The 19,615-nt window shown below is 55.6% G+C and carries 17 protein-coding genes; 2 read left to right on the top strand and 15 right to left on the bottom strand.

From position 1 onward, the window contains the following. Window positions 1–27 precede the first annotated feature (27 nt). The 4 genes from rlmN to OGW13_RS02395 form a co-directional block, all read right to left on the bottom strand. On the bottom strand, window positions 28–1,194 hold the full coding sequence (rlmN, locus tag OGW13_RS02410; RefSeq protein ID WP_042999830.1) for a dual-specificity RNA methyltransferase RlmN: 1,167 nt from the start codon (window positions 1,192–1,194) through the stop codon (window positions 28–30). Between the two features lie 159 nt (window positions 1,195–1,353). Beyond that, the gene (ndk, locus tag OGW13_RS02405; protein ID WP_042999829.1) at window positions 1,354–1,785 is read right to left on the bottom strand and encodes a nucleoside-diphosphate kinase; all 432 of its coding nucleotides are present in this window, start codon (window positions 1,783–1,785) and stop codon (window positions 1,354–1,356) included. 135 nt (window positions 1,786–1,920) lie between these two features. Further along, window positions 1,921–4,233 (bottom strand): peptidoglycan glycosyltransferase PbpC, encoded by a 2,313-nt coding sequence (gene pbpC, locus OGW13_RS02400; RefSeq protein ID WP_287115566.1) that lies wholly within the window; start codon window positions 4,231–4,233, stop codon window positions 1,921–1,923. Continuing rightward, window positions 4,234–9,177, bottom strand: a complete 4,944-nt coding sequence (locus OGW13_RS02395; protein ID WP_287115565.1) for an alpha-2-macroglobulin family protein — start codon at window positions 9,175–9,177, stop codon at window positions 4,234–4,236. It lies immediately after the preceding gene. Window positions 9,178–9,385: 208 nt separating this feature from the next. On the opposite strand from OGW13_RS02395, the gene sseA reads away from it, so the two are divergent. Both sseA and timP read left to right on the top strand, forming a co-directional pair. Next, entirely contained in the window at window positions 9,386–10,237 is an 852-nt protein-coding gene (gene sseA / locus OGW13_RS02390; protein WP_044264898.1) for a 3-mercaptopyruvate sulfurtransferase, read from the top strand. Between the two features lie 343 nt (window positions 10,238–10,580). After that, entirely contained in the window at window positions 10,581–10,709 is a 129-nt protein-coding gene (gene timP, locus OGW13_RS25665) for a small toxic inner membrane protein TimP (RefSeq protein WP_353622472.1), read from the top strand. 36 nt (window positions 10,710–10,745) lie between these two features. Here timP and sseB read toward each other — a convergent pair whose 3' ends face one another. The 11 genes from sseB to trmJ all read right to left on the bottom strand — a co-directional run bounded on the left by sseB (window position 10,746) and on the right by trmJ (window position 19,575). Next, window positions 10,746–11,522 (bottom strand): enhanced serine sensitivity protein SseB, encoded by a 777-nt coding sequence (sseB, locus tag OGW13_RS02385; protein ID WP_042999825.1) that lies wholly within the window; start codon window positions 11,520–11,522, stop codon window positions 10,746–10,748. Window positions 11,523–11,629: 107 nt separating this feature from the next. Next, entirely contained in the window at window positions 11,630–12,913 is a 1,284-nt protein-coding gene (pepB, locus tag OGW13_RS02380) for an aminopeptidase PepB (RefSeq protein ID WP_042999824.1), read from the bottom strand. Window positions 12,914–12,966: 53 nt separating this feature from the next. Then, window positions 12,967–13,167, bottom strand: coding sequence for a Fe-S cluster assembly protein IscX (iscX, locus tag OGW13_RS02375; RefSeq protein ID WP_042999823.1), 201 nt, complete (start codon window positions 13,165–13,167; stop codon window positions 12,967–12,969). An 11-nt stretch (window positions 13,168–13,178) separates the two neighbouring features. Next, window positions 13,179–13,514, bottom strand: coding sequence for an ISC system 2Fe-2S type ferredoxin (gene fdx, locus OGW13_RS02370; RefSeq protein WP_042999822.1), 336 nt, complete (start codon window positions 13,512–13,514; stop codon window positions 13,179–13,181). A 1-nt stretch (window position 13,515) separates the two neighbouring features. Further along, complete coding sequence (gene hscA, locus OGW13_RS02365) at window positions 13,516–15,366, bottom strand: Fe-S protein assembly chaperone HscA (RefSeq protein WP_042999821.1); 1,851 nt, start codon at window positions 15,364–15,366, stop codon at window positions 13,516–13,518. A gap of 15 nt (window positions 15,367–15,381) precedes the next feature. Then, window positions 15,382–15,897: a co-chaperone HscB gene (gene hscB, locus OGW13_RS02360; RefSeq protein WP_042999820.1), complete on the bottom strand. Its 516-nt coding sequence runs from the start codon at window positions 15,895–15,897 to the stop codon at window positions 15,382–15,384. 76 nt (window positions 15,898–15,973) lie between these two features. Next, entirely contained in the window at window positions 15,974–16,297 is a 324-nt protein-coding gene (gene iscA / locus OGW13_RS02355; RefSeq protein ID WP_003037681.1) for an iron-sulfur cluster assembly protein IscA, read from the bottom strand. Window positions 16,298–16,316: 19 nt separating this feature from the next. Beyond that, window positions 16,317–16,703 (bottom strand): Fe-S cluster assembly scaffold IscU, encoded by a 387-nt coding sequence (iscU, locus tag OGW13_RS02350; protein WP_002913991.1) that lies wholly within the window; start codon window positions 16,701–16,703, stop codon window positions 16,317–16,319. Between the two features lie 25 nt (window positions 16,704–16,728). Next, complete coding sequence (gene iscS, locus OGW13_RS02345; RefSeq protein WP_042999818.1) at window positions 16,729–17,943, bottom strand: cysteine desulfurase; 1,215 nt, start codon at window positions 17,941–17,943, stop codon at window positions 16,729–16,731. A gap of 236 nt (window positions 17,944–18,179) precedes the next feature. After that, window positions 18,180–18,671, bottom strand: coding sequence for a Fe-S cluster assembly transcriptional regulator IscR (gene iscR / locus OGW13_RS02340; RefSeq protein ID WP_042317591.1), 492 nt, complete (start codon window positions 18,669–18,671; stop codon window positions 18,180–18,182). A gap of 172 nt (window positions 18,672–18,843) precedes the next feature. Further along, on the bottom strand, window positions 18,844–19,575 hold the full coding sequence (gene trmJ / locus OGW13_RS02335) for a tRNA (cytosine(32)/uridine(32)-2'-O)-methyltransferase TrmJ (protein WP_042999817.1): 732 nt from the start codon (window positions 19,573–19,575) through the stop codon (window positions 18,844–18,846). Window positions 19,576–19,615: the final 40 nt, after the last annotated feature.

The following is a 19,615-nucleotide window of genomic DNA, read 5'->3' as shown; positions in this document are numbered from 1 at the left end:
AAAAATCCGGCTGTAGCGCAATGTGCATCAGACGGTTTTAACGTCGATAGCCTCACCCTGCATACGCTTACGTAGAGTACGTTTAGTCCGGTCAATCACATCCCCCGCCAGTTGTCCGCAGGCAGCGTCAATATCATCACCGCGCGTTTTACGCACAATGGTGGTAAAGCCGTAGCTCATCAGCACCTTAGAGAAACGGTCAATACGGCTATTAGAACTACGTCCATAAGGTGCCCCCGGGAACGGGTTCCATGGGATCAGGTTAATTTTACAAGGCGTGTCTTTCAGCAACTCTGCCAGTTGATGCGCATGCTCTGTGCCATCGTTAACGTGATCCAGCATGACGTATTCAATAGTGACGCGTCCCTGGTTGGCATTGGATTTCTCCAGATAGCGGCGAACCGCGCCCAGGAAGGTTTCGATATTGTACTTTTTGTTGATTGGTACAATTTCGTCACGAATGTCGTCATTCGGCGCGTGCAGCGAAATCGCCAGCGCGACGTCAATCATGTCACCTAATTTGTCGAGCGCAGGCACGACGCCGGAAGTCGACAGCGTGACGCGACGCTTGGACAGACCGAAGCCGAAATCATCAAGCATGATTTCCATGGCTGGCACAACGTTAGTCAGGTTGAGCAGCGGTTCCCCCATCCCCATCATCACCACGTTGGTGATTGGACGCTGACCGGTGATTTTCGCCGCGCCGACAATTTTCGCCGCACGCCAGACCTGACCTATAATTTCAGAAACGCGCAGGTTACGGTTAAAACCCTGCTGTGCGGTTGAACAGAATTTACATTCCAGCGCACAACCCACCTGCGAAGAGACGCACAGCGTGGCGCGATCATCTTCCGGGATATACACCGTTTCGACGCGCTGATCACCCACGGCAATTGCCCATTTGATGGTGCCATCGGAGGAGCGCTGTTCTTCAACCACTTCCGGTGCGCGGATTTCCGCCACCTCTTTGAGCTTGTTGCGCAGCACTTTGTTGATGTCAGTCATCTCATCAAAGTTGTCGCTGCAATAGTGGTACATCCATTTCATCACCTGGTCAGCGCGAAACGGCTTCTCACCCATCTCTTTAAAGAATTCGCGCATCTGCTGACGGTTCAGATCCAGCAGGTTGATTTTGCCATTTTTCGCAGGAACCGCAGGGGTGATGATTTCGGAAGTGTTAACTAATTCAGACATAATTTTTTCCGGCCTCGTTGTTACACGTTATGGCCCATGGGAGGTTGAAAAGAAACGCCCCGGTAAGCTGTGCTCATCCGGGGCGTTGCATTGTACAAAGTCTGGCGCAAGGATGCCACGTTTGCACGCGGCATTTACCGAAAATTATTCCCGAAGGGATCAGCGAGTGCGAGCGCACACTTCGCCTTCACCGAAGAAATAGGCGATTTCGCGCTGGGCGGATTCCACTGAATCCGAACCGTGAGTCCCGTTTTCAGTGAAGCTGTCGGCGTAGTCGGCACGCAGCGTACCCGCCAGGGCATTAGCCGGGTTGGTTGCACCCAGCAGATCGCGGTGACGCTGTACCGCGTTTTCGCCTTCCAGCACGGACACCACGATCGGACCAGAGGTCATGAACTCGACCAGACCGTCAAAGAACGGTTTGCCGTCATGCTCAGCATAGAAACCGCGCGCCTGTTCAACGGTCAGGTGCAGCATTTTGGTACCGACGATTTTGAACCCTGCTGCTTCAAAGCGCGCAAAGATATTACCAATAACGTTTTTTGCCACCGCGTTTGGCTTGATGATGGAAAAAGTACGTTCAATAGCCATGATTACCTCTGAAAGATGTTCTGTTGTGTTTTACCTGGCGCGGATTATAAAGAGCATCCCGGCTATTGCATATGGATGAAGGTAACATTTTTTTAAAATAAGATGAGCATTAGCAACAAAAAGTGTCAACCTGGTCTACTGCAACGTAAACCTCACCGTCGCAACCTGCCCGCTCTCATCCATCGCCAGTAGCTGATAGTCACCTTTTTCGCGCAGACGTAACGTGACACCGCGCCCACGTTCTTGTAGCGGTTCGCCATTAAGGAACCACCAGCGCTCTCCTGTGCCGCCGCTGCTCTGAAGCGTTACGCTCGCCTCTGTAGCCCCCGGTAAACGTCTGACGATTGCGCCATCACGCACGCCAGACAGCAACAGTGGTAATGCGGGATCCTGCCCGTGCGGCGGACACACCGTTGAGGATAACGGCAAGCGCGCACGGCGACGCTCAGCGGCGGGCAACCACGGTTCAAGCGGCAACGGCCAGACAATCAGCATTTGTTCTTGCGCCTGCGGACAATCTGCGGCAACGCGTCGGCCTGCCTTATCCAGCCAGATCGGGAAACGAATACCGCTCACCCCTTCCTGCTCCGGCAGCAACAGCGTGGGCGGCTGCACGTCTTCCAGCAGCCAGGTGGCCAGACGACGCCGACAATTGCTGTCACCAGGGGGAAGAGACTGCCCGCCAGGCCAGCACACAACGCCACGGGTGACCGACTGCGGGCGCGGATCTTCCGGCAGCGAGGCGCCACGGGCTAAGAGCAGGTTGTTTACCTGATTGAGCAGCGGGATTGCACTGGCATAACCGAACTGTCCGGCAACGGGCGTACCGTCCGGTCTGCCCGTCCAGATACCGATGACATAGCGAGCATTGAGGCCAATCGCCCACGCATCGCGATAGCCATAGCTGGTGCCCGTTTTCCATGCCGACGGGGCCACCCGGGGAAGCGCGCTATCCGGCAGCGGCTGCGCTTCATCGGCCAAAATACGCCGGATGATCCACGCCGCACCGGGCGACATCAGTCTGCGTTCGACAAGGGGATCGCCCGGCTGCAAACGCAATTTTCCCGCTTTGCCGTGGCGAGCAAAAGCGCTGTACGCCGCGACCATATCCTCAAGCCGCGCGCCTGCGCCCCCCAAAATAAGCGACAAATTAGGAGTCGCGCCCGCAGGCAAGTACAGCGGCAGTCCACTATTACGTAATTGTGCGGCAAAACGCTTCGGACCGTAGGCCTCAAGCACCTGTACCGCAGGTAAATTCAGCGAGCGCACCAGCGCTTCGCTCATACTGACAGGGCCATGAAAACCGCTGTCAAAATTACCAGGACGATAATCCCCACTACGGCGCGGTACATCCTGCAATAAAGACGCCGGGTGGATTAATCCATCATCCAGCGCCAGCCCATAGACAAAAGGCTTAAGCACGGAACCGGGCGATCGAATCGCCTTGACCATATCCACATGACCGAAACGCGTGGCATCATTCAGATCGACCGAACCGACCCAGCCACGCACGCTCATGTCAGTGTGATCGACGACGATCATCGCCAGCGAACTTCGCGCTGGCAGCCTGCCCTTCCAGTTTTGTGCCAGCTCTTCCAGCTGTCGTTGCAGCCCGGCATCCAGGGTGGTGACAATTTTGTCGCCTTGATTTTTACCCAACATCATCCGCGAGAACAGCGGTGCCAGTTGCGGCATCTGGCGAGGCGTCAGCCAGACCGGCTCTTCACGTGATTCCTCCACCTGGTGCGGCGACCAAATCCCCTGCATTGCCATCCGCTCAAGCACTTTGTTGCGCGCAGCTTCTGCCCGATCCGGCCAGCGATCAGGGCGCAGTCGACTCGGTGCTTGCGGTAATACCGCCAGTAACGCGGCTTCAGAGTAACTGAGCTGTGACGGAGGTTTTCCGAGATAGGCCCAACTGGCCGCGCCAATTCCCTGCAACGTGCCGCCAAACGGCGCACGATTGAGGTACAGCGTCAGGATGTCGCGTTTTGAGAGATGCCATTCGAGCTGCAGAGCGCGCCAGAGCTGGCGAAACTTACCGCCAAAAGTGCGGGGATGTGGATCGAGTAATCGCGCTACCTGCATGGTCAGCGTACTGCCGCCAGAAATCACCCGTCCGGAGGAGAGATCCTGCCAGGCGGCACGAAGAATGGAGAGAGGGTTTACCCCCGGATGTTTCCAGAACCAGCGGTCTTCGTAGTTAATGAGCGCCTCAAGATAACGCGGAGAGACCTCTTCAGGCGTTACCGGATAGCGCCAGATGCCATCCGCGTCAGCAAACCGCCACAGTGGCGTTCCGTCATGGGCCACGACCACTCGCGCCGGATTGACCTCACGTAAAGGCAGCGGCCAGATTTTATCTGCCACCCAGACGGCGCAAACGAGTAAAACAGACGCGGCGGTCAGCCAAAGCCAACCGCCGCGTTTGCCGGTTAATAGCCCCATTTACGGCTTAACAATCAGAATGTCCCCGGCTACACCGGTCGCCCGCCATTGTGGAACATACATCGATTCTACCATGGGCATCGGCACCTGATAGGTTCCCGGCGTCACCGCTCGCGCCAGATAGACCAGCGTCACCGGCTGTCCACTATTCACGGCCACGGCGGCAACAAAGCGGTCATCCCGAAACTCAACGTGCTGAATATCTGCCTGCTGCATTTGATTGAGCAGGTTTTGCACCTCGCTGCCGCTGTCCTGCAAGCTGGCGCTACCGTTTGCCAGATTCTGGTTTTCCAGTTCCAGCCCGGCTGGCAGCAGATCCACCACCAACGCATCCGGTACATCCTGACTGGCTTTCACTTCCAGCCAGACCAGAACAAGTTCACCACTACGCAGGGAATCCAGCGATTTGCTCTGCCCGTCACTGCCCAGAATATGACGCTCAATCTGCAGCACATTGCTGGCAGGTGCCGGAGCCGATTGTGGATAGCCGCTCACGTCCAGGCGCAACCACATCGGTTGAGCACCGTTATTCGTCACCTGCAACGCCGCAAGTTGATCGGCATCCAGATTACGGGTTTGCGCTTTATCGCCCGTCAGCGGTTGCTCCGCAAGAGAAGTCTGCGCCTGCCAGGTACCGGGTAGATCCTGCAGCGAACGGGCTGCCAGGAACAGCGCATTATTCTCCTGCGTTGACAGCCAGCGCTGACTAAACGCTTGTTCAGAGAGCGTGTTCAGCAGCGAGTTCTGGACGTCCGGCTTAAGGTTATTTTCTTCCAGCAGCGCCAGCATCAGGGCATTATCGCGAAGCGGACTACCGTAATCAGCCAGCCACTGACGTTCATCGTGACGCGGTGTGGAGAGCGCCAGCGCAACCGCATCGTCACTCCGTTTCGCGTCCCCCATCGTTTTCAACGCTATACCTAATTGCAGCAGCGGTAAGCCGGATGCCGCCTGACTGCGCCGTTCCCAGATCTCGCGCAGCGCGCCAAGTGGGGCTTTTTGCTGCCGCGCCAGGACCAGCGCGGCATAAGCCTGCACGGCAAATTTGCTTGCCTGCGTATCGCTGGAGTAGCGAATCGACATCATTCCCGGATCCTGCAGGTATCGCAGCAGGCGCGCATTGCCCTGATTGATCCCCGCCGCTGGAACGCTATAGCCCTGCTCACCCGCCCGAACCAGGAAATCCATCGCATAGGCGGTCAGCCAGTACTCTTCCGGACCATTTTTGTCCCACAGCGCGAAACCACCGTTATCACGCTGCATTTGTAACAGGCGGGCAATCCCGGTTTCGATTGCCGCACGACGCTTCTCGTCGGTATCACCCGCGATGCCCAGCGCTTGTAGCTGCGCGGCATTGGTATAAAGCGACGGGAACAGGCCACTGGTGGTTTGTTCCAGACAGCCGTATGGATACGCCTTCAGTTCGCGAATATAGCGCGCCAGATTTAACGGCGGTTTACCACTGAACAACAGTTGGCCCTGTACCGTCACCGGCGAGAAGTTCATCACCTCTTCTTCAGGAAGGGTCCAGCTTTCCCCCGGTTGCAGCATCACGCCGTTATTGACCGTTTGCGCCGGGAATGCCGGACGTACGCCAATCTTCCACTGCTTTTGCTGCGGTCCGATGTCTTCTCCCGGCACGTTCAATCCACTTAACGTCGCCTGCAGCTCACCATCACCAAATCCTTCTTTTGCACGAACAGGAACAAACAAGGTCGTGCGCACGCCCGGCTCCAGATTGACCTGCGCAGGCTGGTCGCTGACCAGTTCGATCAGTCCGCTGGCGGCCAGCGTCACGTTCAGTGACTGTGGTCGATCGGTAAGGTTGGTCACGTCCAGCACCAGTCGCGAGGTATCGCCACCGGCCATAAAGCGCGGCATATTCAGCTCAGCAATGACCGGGGCGGCGACAATAGTTTTGCTTTCATTGCTGCCAAAGTCATCCGCCGTCCACGCCTGCGCCATCACGCGCAGCTCGCCATTAAAATCGCCAATCGGTAACGTCACACTGCCTTCACCCTGCTCATTGAGCGTGACCGGTTGCGCCTGCTGCGCCACGATATTTACATGGTTGACCGGCGGTTTACCGCCGCGCTTCAGTTCATCGCCATCACCGCCAAAGCGCAGTGCGGCCAGACGCCCCTGGCCCTCAATCACCTGACCATAAATGTCATAAATATCCGCGCCGTAGCGTTTTTGTCCAAAGAAGGCCTGCCACGGATCCGGCGTAACGTAATCGGTAATGTTCAACACGCCGCTATCCACTGCCGACACCAGGACGTTAACCTGTTTTGGCGTCTCGCCGTTTTTACTGCTGGCCTTGATCTTCACGGTCAGCGGCTGGTTCGGACGCATTTTAGCCGGACTTTCCAGCGCCAGCTCCAGACGTCGGTTTTCGTCTCCCAGCGGTAAATGCAGCAAGCCTACGGCACGTTTCGGCGTTGCAGAACGAGATTTATCTCCCGGACGCACCACTAGCGTGCTCAGGTAGAGATCGTGGCGATTCCACGATTTATCGACCGGAATGGAGAGCTCCAGCCCCTGTGCCGGGACATCAATTTCCTGCCACCACAGCGGACCTTCACTGGATTCTACCATCGCATAGCCTTTCCCCGCCGCCGGTGCTGCAATATGTAGCTTCATGGTGTCGCCCGGACGATAGGCCGGTTTGTCCAGCTTCAATGTCACGCGATCCGGCCGAGCCGCCCCGCTGCCATCACTGTTATCCTGCCAACTGTAACCTGCCCAGAAACGGACGCTACTGATCGCATCGTTTGGCGCTTTCACTTCCAGTCGGTAGGCACCCCATTCGACCGGGAATGTCACTTTGCCGGTTTCATCGGCTTTCAGATCCAGCGTCTGCTCACCTTCCACCAGATCTTTTTGATCAAAGCGCGACTGCCAGCCTTCGCTTTCCAGCCAGTCCCAGTAGTAGTCGCGACGCTCACGAATCAAACGCACCTGTAACCCGGAGACCGCTTTCTTCTCTCCCTGGGCATCGACATAGACAATGTCAAAAGCGGCGTTGCTGTCTTCATCAACAATCGGCTGATTCACCGTAGTATCGGTGCGGTAGTCATACACCGCTTTAACGGCAAATTGCGGGCGGATACCCGGTAATGTGTCAGCCGGCCAGATCGCCTGCTCAGCGCGACGCGTAACTGGACGACCACCGGACTCCAGCAGGCTGGCCTGCAATATCACCTGCAACGGTGAGTGGGTCTCACGCCACTCGCTATTGGTGCTGATGTCACCACGCCCGGTTTCATCCAGCGTCAGTTGGACTTCATCGAGACTGCGCGACAGGTTCTCCTCGGCAATATTGCCAAACTGGAAGCCGGGCAGTGACGGCACGGCATCACGCAGTGGGCGCAGGTACAGCTGCCCTTGCAGCGCATTGCCATTCGCCGGGGCGCCGTAGAGGTAGTAGCCCGCCACCGAGAACGTCACCTTATCAGACGGCGACAAAGGCGTTTCCTGACTGGTGAGATTTAACGCCATTCGCTCCGGCATGAAATCTTCAACGTGGAAATCCCACATCTGGCTTTGGTTATCGCCCGTGTTGGCGCGAATGTGCCACATTCCGGTTGGCGCACCGCTGTCCAGCGGATAAGTAAAGTGATACAACCCGTTATCCGGTTGACTGACGACAGTACGAATCACCTGGCCGTCCGGTTTAACGACCTCCAGTTTCACTGGCTGATCGGGCAGCGTCTTGCCATCGCTGTCACGCAGCAGACCGTTAAGGATCACCGTCTCGCCAGGACGGTAGAGATCGCGCGGGCCAAACATAAAGAACTGTTTGCTGTAGCCGGGATCCCCCGCGATGTCGAATTCTGCTAAATCCAGCGCCGGGAGTTTCAGATCCAGCAGCGTGGTTTGCCCCTCTTTACGCGCCAGCAACAGCGCGGCATTCTGGTGATTTTCAAGCTGTACATGGCCTTTCGCATCGCTGGTCGCTTTCGCCAGGGTCTGTCCTTTTTCATCCAGCAAAGCGACATCTACCCCCTGCTGCGCGGCACCATTCTCCAGACTTTGCGTAAACACATCGAGCCGGTTCTGATAGCGATGTGCCGATACGCCGACGTCGCTGAGCGTGAACAACGTTGCGGCGTTGCTGTACTCGTACTGCCCGGCTTTGGTCATCACCGCAACGTAGACACCGGCCTGCTGCAACGGCTTAATCTCGCTCAGCGGCAGAAGAAGTTTTTCGCGGGTGTTACGCGCAGGATTGAGATCAAAGCGACCGGTATAGACCAAATCCGCCATTTTCAGCAGATTGTCGGACTCCCAGTTGGACATCGAATTCCGGTACTCCCACTGACTGACAAAGGCTGCCAGCGATTCAGGTTTCACGCGGAAAAAGTTAACGTCTACGTTGTTCACGTTGAGCGCCATCACGGGCAGCCCTTCCACCACTTTCCCCGGCAGCAGTGAACCACGGCTGGCAAAACCCACGCTGGGTTGAATATCACGCGTGGTGAGGCTTTTCTCATAGTTGATTTCGAAGGTCGCGTTGTTCAGCGCCCTGAGATCGCGCTCAATGGTCACCAGCAGGTCACGATTCGGTTCCAGGTGGCGTAAACGCAGCTCTTTCAGATTCGGCGACAGTTCCCATGCGCCATCGACTTTGCCGCTTTTTTTATCCACCACGTGGACGAGACGGGCAAAATCCTGTTCAGGATCTAACGGGATGGAAAAGGTCAACACCAGCGTCGATGCACCGTCCAGTTGCACCTCTGAGACATCCAGCAGCGTCAGCGCTTTGCCCTCGCTTTCTCGGGCCAGTTTCTGCAACTGCGCGGTATCTTTTTCTGCTTTCTTTTCCGCCGCGGGTTGTGCGGCGGGAGCGTCGTTTTTTGCCGCTATCGGAGCTTTATCGTTGTTGTCGCACCCAGCCAGCGCCAGCATGAGCATGCAGGCGACTACGCGTATGTGTTTCATTTTTCATCCCTGGCCAGTATGGCCCGTTAGCAACGTAGAATCGTTATTATGCGTGAGATTTCACTTTGTGTAAGTCTCTTTCCCCTCCCATCTTGTCTGAATTTAATTAAGAAATGTGGGATCACCGGACAAATCAGCCTCTTTTACTTGTCCCCTGTCGGCAAAGGCCTGACAATTTACCGGACACCTGATAAACATGGAGATCCCCATGACTACCGCCTTTTTTGTCGCCGCCGACTGGCTTGCCGAGCATATTGACGATCCGCAGATTCAAATTATCGACGCCCGCATGGCGCCGCCAGGACAGGAAGACCGCGACGTTGCGCAAGAGTATCGCTCGGGACATATCCCGGGTGCGGTGTTTTTCGATATCGAAGCGCTCTCCGACCACACTTCACCTCTGCCGCATATGATGCCACGCCCGGAAAGCTTCGCCGTGGCGATGCGTGAGCTGGGGGTACATCAGGATAAACATCTGATCGTGTATGACGAGGGTAGTCTGTTCTCCGCCCCGCGCGCGTGGTGGATGCTGCGCACCTTTGGCGTGGAGAACGTGTCCATTCTGGGTGGTGGTCTGGCGGGCTGGCAACGTGATGAGTTGCCGCTACAGGAAGGTAACGTCGAACTCCCGGAAGGTGAGTTTGATGCAGCGTTTACCTCTGAAGCCGTCGTGCGCGTCACCGACGTCCTGCTCGCCAGCCATGAGAAAAGCGCACAGATTGTCGATGCCCGCCCGGCAGCACGTTTTAATGCTGAAGTCGACGAGCCGCGTCCAGGTCTCAGACGCGGTCATATACCCGGCGCCTTAAACGTGCCGTGGACAGAACTGGTTCAGGAAGGCGAATTGAAAACAACCGACGAACTGGATGCCATCTTCTTTCGCCACGGCGTCAGTTTTGATCGTCCGATTATCGCCAGTTGTGGTTCTGGCGTGACGGCAGCCGTCGTCGTGCTGGCGCTTGCGACGCTGGACGTGCCAGACGTCACGTTGTACGACGGCGCGTGGAGTGAATGGGGATCGCGTACCGATTTACCGGTAGAACCGGCTGACGCTAAATAAATTCTGATGTCTTAGTCAGCTTCGCCCACAAAAAAACCGCTCAAACATTTGAGCGGTTTTTTTGTGCTGGTCCGGTTCGCGGCCTTTCCAGCTGGCTGTGTTGCCATAGCAACGCAGGCATGCCGTAGTGGGGTAATACTCTCTTTTAAGGAAAATAATGTCAAGTTAGTTAGCCAGGAAACTATTAGGAAGTTGATGTATCATTCTTCCCGGCCCTTTTCGCCGCCTCGCAAGCGGGCACTGGCTTCAGAAAAGGATGTCCCATGTCCGTTAGCGCAGGCATGTCGTAGTGCTTGCTGTCACGGCATTATTGCCAGTGGTGCTGTCGTGAAGCGGTCTTTGCATGGACCGCACAATGAAGATACGGTACGTCTTTATCGTGCTTCTTGTTTCTGGTGTGTTGTGCCTTCACGCAGACCAGAGTTACCCCAGTAATTCTGTTCTCGTAAAGACCAGCGACCAGGGCAGGTAAGCGAGGATGCCGCCTTTCGGGGCGGCTTTCCTTCACTTAAATAATTCGGTTCTGTTTGAAATCACGCAGGAACCCGCCCCAGCGGCGTTCGTAGAACGGCGCGATGTGTTCGGTGATAAAGTGGCTGATCCCTTTCTCCCCTTTTTTCACCTGACAGATATCGATCGGTTCATCGCCCGGTAGCGTATCAGTTGCCACACTGCCCGCAGCCTGAATAATCTCCTCAATATCGCCATCGGCCTCAATACCAATCAGCAGATTTGCCTCAGCGTCCGCGCGCTCTTTAATTGAGCAGAGAAACGCACGCTTCACCGGCTTGATGGTCTTAAACAGCGTCGTGAGCGAATCGATCATCTGTGCTGGTGGTTCAGCCACTTCGGAGAGAATCAGCGATTCCCCACCTTCCAGCACTTCCTGCGTGCTCAGTGGATTGCCCTCTTCCCCCATCAGCAGGCTGATTTCGCGAGGCATAAACTCTTTACCAGTCGGCAATTTGGCGTTGAGGAACAGCGTTTCGCCGAGCGTCATTTCAAACAGCGTCCGTACTGGCATCACCACAAACGCCTGCTCATCTTCGACGGCCTGCTGCAACGCTTCCAGCGAGGTGAAAAAGGGGATAACGGTGGTGCCATCTTCTTTTTCCCAATGCTGAAGATCGAGCGCGCTGTCTTCGACAATCGCTTCGCCGTCTGCCGCAGTACCAGGTACCCAGACAGTGGATTCCAACAGGGTGCGGAAAAATGCCGGACGGTGTGCGGGTTCAGTCGCCGCCTGCTCCAGCAGGGTTTCTAATTCATTTTTTGTTTCAGACATAGAGATCACAAATAATATATGGATTGTAGGCCTGATAAGACGTATGACGTCGCCATCAGGCAAAATGCCGGGGAGCGCCTCGCTTACCCGGCCTACAAAAATACCCTTCAGGCAGTCAGTAGATTCGCGATTGTACGCACGCCCAAACCGGTCGCCCCGGCAGACCACTGCTCAACCGGCGCTTTGCGATAGGTTGCCGAACAGTCGATATGCAGCCAACCCTGCTGGTAGTTTTCCACAAAGTGCGACAGGAATCCTGCGGCTGTGCTCGCCCCTGCCGGATACGCCGCGCTGCCGGTATTGTTCAACTCGGCAAAATTAGACGGCAACTGGTTGCGATGAAATTCCGCCAGCGGCAGACGCCAGAACGCCTCGTTTTCTTCGGCTGCGCTTGCCAGCAGACGGTTCGCCAGTTGGTCATCGAAGCTGAACAGCGCGTGGTAGTCGTTACCCAGCGCGGTTTTCGCGGCTCCGGTCAGCGTCGCAGCATCAATGATCAGCTCTGGCTTCTGCGCGCTGGCGTCAATCAGGCCATCCGCCAGCACCAGACGCCCTTCCGCGTCGGTATTCATCACTTCGACGTTTTTACCGTTGCGATAGTGGATGATATCGCCCAGCTTGAACGCGTTACCGCTGATCAGGTTATCCGCACAGCACAGGTACAGTTTCACGCGTTTGTTCAGACCGCGCGTGATCGCAAACGCCAGCGCGCCGGTTACCGTTGCGGCACCGCCCATGTCGGACTTCATGGAGTCCATAAAGGCACTCTGCTTGATGCTGTAACCGCCGGAATCAAAGGTGATCCCTTTCCCGACCAGGCAAGCAAAAACCGGGGCTTCTTTATCTCCTGTCGGGTTGTAGTCGAGCGCCAGCAGGACCGGAGGACGTTCAGAGCCGCGCCCCACAGTATGCAGCCCCATATAGTTCTGCTCACGCAGATCTTCGCCTTTGGTAATACGGTAAGAGACGTGATCGCACGCCACGCTGCACAGCAGGTCAACGGCACGCTGCGCCAGTTGCTCTGGCCCCAGCTCTTCCGCCGGTGCGTTAATGGTGTCACGCACCCAGTCAATGATGGTCAGACGGTTATCCAGCTCCTGACGCTGTACGTCGTCCAGCTCTGGCCATTCTACTTTTCGGCTGCCTTTCGGCCCTTTGTAGCCCTGCCAGAATGACCAGCAGCGGTCTGCATTCCAGCCCTCGCCTGCCAGTTGCACATGCTTGATGCCAAGGCCGTCGATTTTACGTGCCGCGCGCTGAATAAGACCCTGGTCATCTTTCCCATTAAGGTGCAGGGCAATACCATCGTTATTGATACTGTATGTGGCTTTTTCACCCCAGCGTGCGTCAGCAGGTTGTGTGGAAAGCGTAATTTTCATGGCTTCTGTCATGTTATTTATCCTTATTAGCAAACGGGCCGCCTCATGGCAGCCCGTTATGTGACTTACTCTGCTTCATCTAACCAGACTAGCAGAATCGCCTCCAGAATTTTTTCATTGGATGCGTCAGGGTCGTCATCAAATTCCTCAAGATCGCAGATCCACTGATGAAGATCGGTGAAACGAACGGTCTTTGGATCGAGATCGGGGAACGCATCGTACAGCGCTTCACCGATTTCGCGGCTATCGGTCCACTTCAGTCCCATACTACCCTCTGTTAATGCTCACGAGCATGATTGATTGTGTAACGTGGGATTTCGACTACCAAATCATCCCCGGTTACACGAGCCTGACAGCTTAAACGGCTCTCCGGCTCCAGTCCCCAGGCTTTATCCAGCATGTCGTCTTCTTCTTCCGTGCTTTCCGGCAGGGAGTCAAAACCTTCACGCACAATGCAGTGGCAGGTCGTACAGGCACAGGATTTTTCGCAGGCGTGCTCAATCTCGATACCGTTGCGCAGCGCAACGTCAAGAATGGTTTCACCGGTCTTAGCTTCCAGAACTGCGCCATCCGGACAGAGATCCTGATGAGGCAAAATAACAATCTTTGGCATATTAAACCTCGTCCACGGAATGGCCTTTCAGCGCGCTACGGACCGACTGATCCATACGGCGAGCGGCAAATTCCTGGGTTTGTTTGTCTACGTTTTTAATGGCTTGTTCGATAGCGTCAACATCATCGCCCAGCGCCACTTCGCTCAGGTGCGCGGCGGCATCGTCGATCAATTGACGTTCTGCGGCGCTTAGCAGCGCGGCATCAGCGGTCAGCGCGCCGGTTAAACTCTCCAGCACGCGCGCCGCTTCGACTTTCTGCTCTGCCAGCATACGGGCTTTTACGTCCTGCTCGGCAAAGCTCATCGAATCCTGAATCATTGAGGCAATTTCGCTGTCGGTCAGACCGTAGGACGGTTTCACCTGAATAGAAGCCTCAACGCCGGTGGATTTTTCCATCGCAGTGACGCTCAGCAGACCGTCAGCATCCACCTGGAAGGTCACGCGAATATGCGCGCCGCCTGCCGGGAGCGCCGGAATACCACGCAGGGCAAAGCGCGCCAGCGAACGGCAGTCCTGCACCAGTTCACGTTCACCCTGCATGACGTGAATCGACATCGCGGTCTGGCCGTCTTTGAAGGTAGTAAAGTCCTGCGCGCGCGCCACCGGAATCGTAGTGTTACGCGGAATCACCTTCTCCACCAGGCCGCCCATCGTTTCCAGTCCCAGCGACAGCGGGATCACGTCGAGCAGCAGCATTTCACTGTCCGGTTTATTACCAACCAGAATATCCGCCTGGATTGCCGCGCCAATCGCCACCACTTTATCCGGGTCGATTGACGTCAGCGGCGGGCGACCGAAGAATTCGCCCACACGTTCACGCACCAGCGGTACGCGCGTGGAACCGCCAACCATCACCACTTCCAGCACCTCTTGCGCCTCAACGCCGGCATCTTTCAGGGCACGACGACAGGACAGCAGCGTACGCTTAACCAGCGCGGAAATGAGTTCATTAAACTGTTCGCGGGTAATCTCGCCCTGCCAGCCCGCCACGTTAATCGTGACTGACTCGGTATCGCTGAGCGCGATTTTCGCCGCGATGGCGGCATCCAGCAGTTCGCGCTGCACGCGGTTATCGCTGCGATCGGCAATTCCCGCCTGTTCACGGATGTAATCCGCCAGCAGGTGGTCGAAGTCATCGCCGCCAAGCGCGGAATCCCCGCCTGTCGCCAACACTTCGAACACCCCGCGACTCAGGCGCAGAATAGAAATATCAAACGTTCCGCCACCGAGGTCATACACTGCAATGACGCCCTCTTTGCCGGAATCCAGACCGTAGGCAATCGCCGCAGCGGTCGGTTCATTGAGCAGGCGCAGCACATGGAGGCCCGCCAGGCGTGCGGCATCTTTGGTCCCCTGACGCTGTGCATCGTCAAAGTACGCCGGTACGGTAATCACCACGCCATCCAAATCGCCGGAAAGCGACTCAGAGGCTCTCGCCGCCAACGCTTTCAGGACATCGGCTGAAACACGGACCGGATTTAGCAAACCCGCCGCCGTTTCAATCATCGGCAAGCCATTTTCACTTGCCTGGAAACGGTATGGCAGATGCGGGTAGCGAGTCTGAATATCCGCCAGTGAACGTCCCATCATGCGTTTCACTGAACTGATAGTATTGGCGGTATCCAGCGCGGCATTAGCGCGCGCATCATAGCCGACCGTGTGGCCCTGCGGCTGATAGTGAACGACGGACGGCAGCAGATGACGACCGTCGTGATCGGCCAGCGTTTCCGCCTGACCGCTACGCACGGTTGCGACCAGAGAGTTGGTGGTCCCGAGATCGATACCCGCAGCCAGACGACGCTGGTGTGGCGCTGCGCTCAGACCAGGCTCACTAATTTGTAATAAGGCCATAATTGCTTCCGAAGTTTAAAAATCGAGCAGTTTTTCTTCGAGTTGTTCTGCACTGCTTCGCAGTTTATCGAGAAAACGCAGTTTACGCACGGTATCGGCCGCGGCGTCCCACGTCTCGCTATCCAGTTGTTCCACCATCAACTGATGGCGGCTATCAAACATCTTTTTCACGCGCTGAATAAACTGTTCCAGCCGCGCCTCGTCTTTCGTCTGTTCGATCTCATCGAGTTCTTCACGCAGTTCCAGTTGTTCCATCAGGAACGCGGTATCGCGCACCGTGTGCTGCTCGTTGCTGAGATCAAAACCGTGTAGCGACAGCAGATATTCTGCGCGCATCAGGGGATGGCGCAGCGTTTGCCAGGCCTGGTTGATAGTGGCGGATTGCTGGACGGCAGCAAGCTGTTCCGCCTGGGTACCGCTGGCAAATTTATCAGGGTGATACTGGCGTTGCAGATCCTGAAAACGAAGGCTCAGCGCCTGAATATCGAGCGGATAACGGGCCGGTAAGCCAAAGAGGGTGAAGTAGTCCATAACATTCTCAGGGGTAGCCTGTTAGAACAAACCCCACACGTAGCAAGGCCACGGCGGGGTTTTCGGATGACGCGCGTTACACGTGGAAGCTTTCGCCGCAACCACACTCGTCTTTCACGTTCGGGTTTGTGAACTTGAACCCTTCGTTCAGACCTTCTTTCACGAAGTCTAACTGCGTTCCGTCCAGAAATTGCAGGCTTTTTCCGTCGACCACAACCTTAACGCCTTTGTCTTCAAACACGGTGTCTTCTGCCGCCGGTTCATCAACAAATTCCAGTACATACGCCATACCTGAGCAGCCGGAGGTTCTCACGCCCAGACGCAGGCCAAACCCTTTACCACGGTTCGCCAGGAAGGTATTTACTCGCGCTGCTGCACTGTCGCTAAGTGTAATCGACATAATAAAACCTCAACTCTTCTTATTTTGCTTCACGTTTGCTTTTGTAGTCCGCAATGGCGGCTTTGATCGCGTCTTCTGCCAGAATAGAACAGTGAATTTTCACTGGCGGCAGCTCAAGCTCATCGGCAATATCGGTATTTTTGATCGCCTGTGCTTCGTCCAGTGATTTCCCTTTCACCCATTCGGTAACCAGGGAGCTGGAGGCGATAGCGGAACCGCAGCCGTAAGTCTTGAAACGCGCGTCTTCAATGATACCTTCATTGTTAACTTTGATCTGCAACTTCATCACGTCGCCACAGGCTGGTGCACCCACCATGCCGCTACCGACGTTCTCGTCGCTGTTGTCAAAAGAGCCCACGTTACGTGGATTCTCGTAATGATCGATTACTTTTTCGCTGTAAGCCATGATGAATTCTCCTTATCGATACCGATTAATGATGTGACCATTCGATGCTGTTCAGATCCACGCCCTGCTTGTGCATTTCCCACAGTGGAGAAAGGTCACGCAGACGGCCGATAGATTTACGAACCAGTTCGATGGTGTAATCAATCTCTTCTTCGGTAGTAAAACGACCTAAAGAGAAACGAATAGAGCTATGTGCCAGCTCGTCGGTCATTCCCAGTGCGCGCAGCACGTAGGAAGGCTCGAGGCTCGCAGAGGTACAGGCAGAACCGGAAGAGACCGCGAGGTCTTTCAGCGCCATGATCAGCGACTCGCCTTCAACGTAGTTAAAGCTGACGTTGAGGATATTTGGTGCGCCCTGCTCAAGGTCACCGTTCAGGTAGACTTCTTCCATATCTTTCACGCCGTTCCACAGACGGTTACGCAGACCGCGCAGACGCGCCATCTCGGTTTCCATCTCTTCTTTCGCGATGCGATAGGCTTCGCCCATACCGACGATCTGGTGGACAGGCAGCGTACCGGAACGCATGCCACGCTCGTGACCGCCGCCGTGCATCTGTGCCTCAATGCGAATACGCGGTTTACGACGAACGTACAGCGCGCCGATCCCTTTCGGGCCATAAATTTTGTGACCGGAGAAGGACATCAGGTCAACTTTCAACTGGCTCAGATCGATAGGCAGTTTGCCCACGCTCTGGGTGGCGTCAACATGATAGATGATGCCGCGAGCACGGCACATTTCACCGATAGTCGCGATATCCTGTACCACGCCGATTTCGTTATTCACGTGCATGATGGAAACCAGGATGGTGTCGTCACGCATCGCCGCTTCCAGTTCTTTGAGATCGATAATCCCGTTGCTCTGCGGCGCCAGGTAGGTCACTTCAAACCCTTCACGCTCCAACTGACGGCAGGTATCCAGTACCGCTTTGTGCTCGGTTTTACTGGTGATAATGTGCTTGCCTTTTTTCTGATAAAAGTTGGCTGCACCTTTGATCGCCAGGTTGTCGGATTCAGTCGCACCGGAAGTAAAGACGATTTCACGCGGATCGGCACCCACCAGATCGGCAATCTGATTACGGGCGATATCAACCGCCTCTTCAGCCTGCCAGCCGAAACGGTGTGAACGGGAGGCCGGGTTACCAAAGGTTCCGTCCAGTGTCAGGAACTGCATCATTTTCTCGGCAACACGCGGGTCCACCGGCGTGGTTGCGGAGTAGTCGAGATAAATCGGTAATTTCATTGCTCTATAAACTCCGTACATCGCTTCAATGCAAGGAGTCAGGCAACCGGCTGGATGTACGACCGTGTTAACGGAGCGCAAACGCTCCGGCCTGACTCGAAAATCTTCTTATCGTTAACCTAACTGTTTCGCGTTTCAGCAAGGCGGTAAACATGCGCATCCCCGAGAGCTTACAAAAGTAAGCGGGGTGAACATGTGCAGCCAACGCAGATGCAACCCGAAACAGGACGGTTAAATTAAGCGCGTAACTTAACGTCAATCGCGTCTTGTGCACGATTTGTGCGTGGAGCGTCGTGGCTGTGCTGGCGACCAGACACATCCAGGACTTCCTGGTTATTCACCAGTTCACCTAACGTAATGTTGTTGAGGAAACCGGTCAGACGGTCGCTCAGATCGCGCCACAGCGCGTGGGTCAGGCATTTATCGCCGCCCTGACAACCGCCTTTGCCCTGACAACGTGTCGCATCTACCGACTCGTCAACAGCGCTAATCACTTCACCGACTGCAATACTGCCGGCATCTTTACCCAGCAGATAACCACCGCCTGGCCCACGTACGCTGGACACCAGACCATTTTTACGCAAACGGGAGAACAGCTGTTCCAGATAAGAAAGGGAAATTCCCTGACGTTCAGAAATATCAGCCAACGGTACCGGGCCCGCTTCGGAGTTGAGCGCAACGTCCAACATTGCGGTCACGGCATAACGCCCTTTAGATGTCAGTCTCATGTCTTACTTAGCCTCAAACTCGCCCCTGCCCGGGGTTTTTTATTGTAAAATGGGGTATTGCATAGCAGGGCCAAGTCTGACATTCCCGACTAAATCAGTCAACTATTTACTTGACTGTTTTAGTCAGGTATTTAACCTTCAGTGCCATTTTGCTTTGCCAGCTGGTTTGCACTTACTTGTCTTTATTCTGCTGCTCAATAGAAGCAAGCATTCCACGCAGAATATTCAGCTCCTGGCTCTCCGGACGCGCACGCGTAAACAGACGGCGCAACTTGTTCATCACTTGTCCCGGATGGTTTTCACGGATAAACCCCGTCGACAGCAACGTCTGCTCAAGGTGACCGTAAAACCGCTCCAGATCGTCTACCAGCGGGTACGGTGCTTCTTCATGCACGACCGCATCAGGATTTTGCTGCGTCGCCAGCCAGGCCATGCGCACTTCATACGCGATGACCTGTACCGCCATTGCCAGGTTCAGCGAACTGTATTCCGGGTTCGCCGCAATCGCGACATGGTAATGGCATTTTTGCAGCTCGTCATTGGTCAGCCCAACGCGTTCACGACCAAACACCAGCGCCACGGGGGTATTTGCCGCTTCCGCTACGCTTTTTAAACCGCATTCGCGCGGGTCAAGCATCGGCCACGGCAGCGTACGCGAACGTGCACTGGTCCCGACCACCAGGCTACATCCGGCCAGCGCTTCATCGAGGGTATCGACGATCTGCGCATTGCCGATCACATCACTGGCCCCTGCCGCCAGGGCGATGGCCTGGGAATCAGGTTTCACGAGCGGGTTCACCAGCCACAGGTTGGTTAACCCCATTGTTTTCATGGCGCGGGCAACAGAACCCATATTGCCGGTGTGAGACGTTTCCACCAGCACGATTCGAATATTTTGCAGCATTGTCTTTCTTCAGCTAAAGATTATTCAGCCATATTATCAT

Origin of the sequence: Citrobacter sp. Ca225, from assembly GCF_030337175.1 — a bacterium.
GTDB lineage: Bacteria > Pseudomonadota > Gammaproteobacteria > Enterobacterales > Enterobacteriaceae > Citrobacter_A > Citrobacter_A amalonaticus.
The sequence above is the reverse complement of the archived record's forward strand: the minus strand, read 5'-3'. Positions and strand labels throughout refer to the sequence as shown.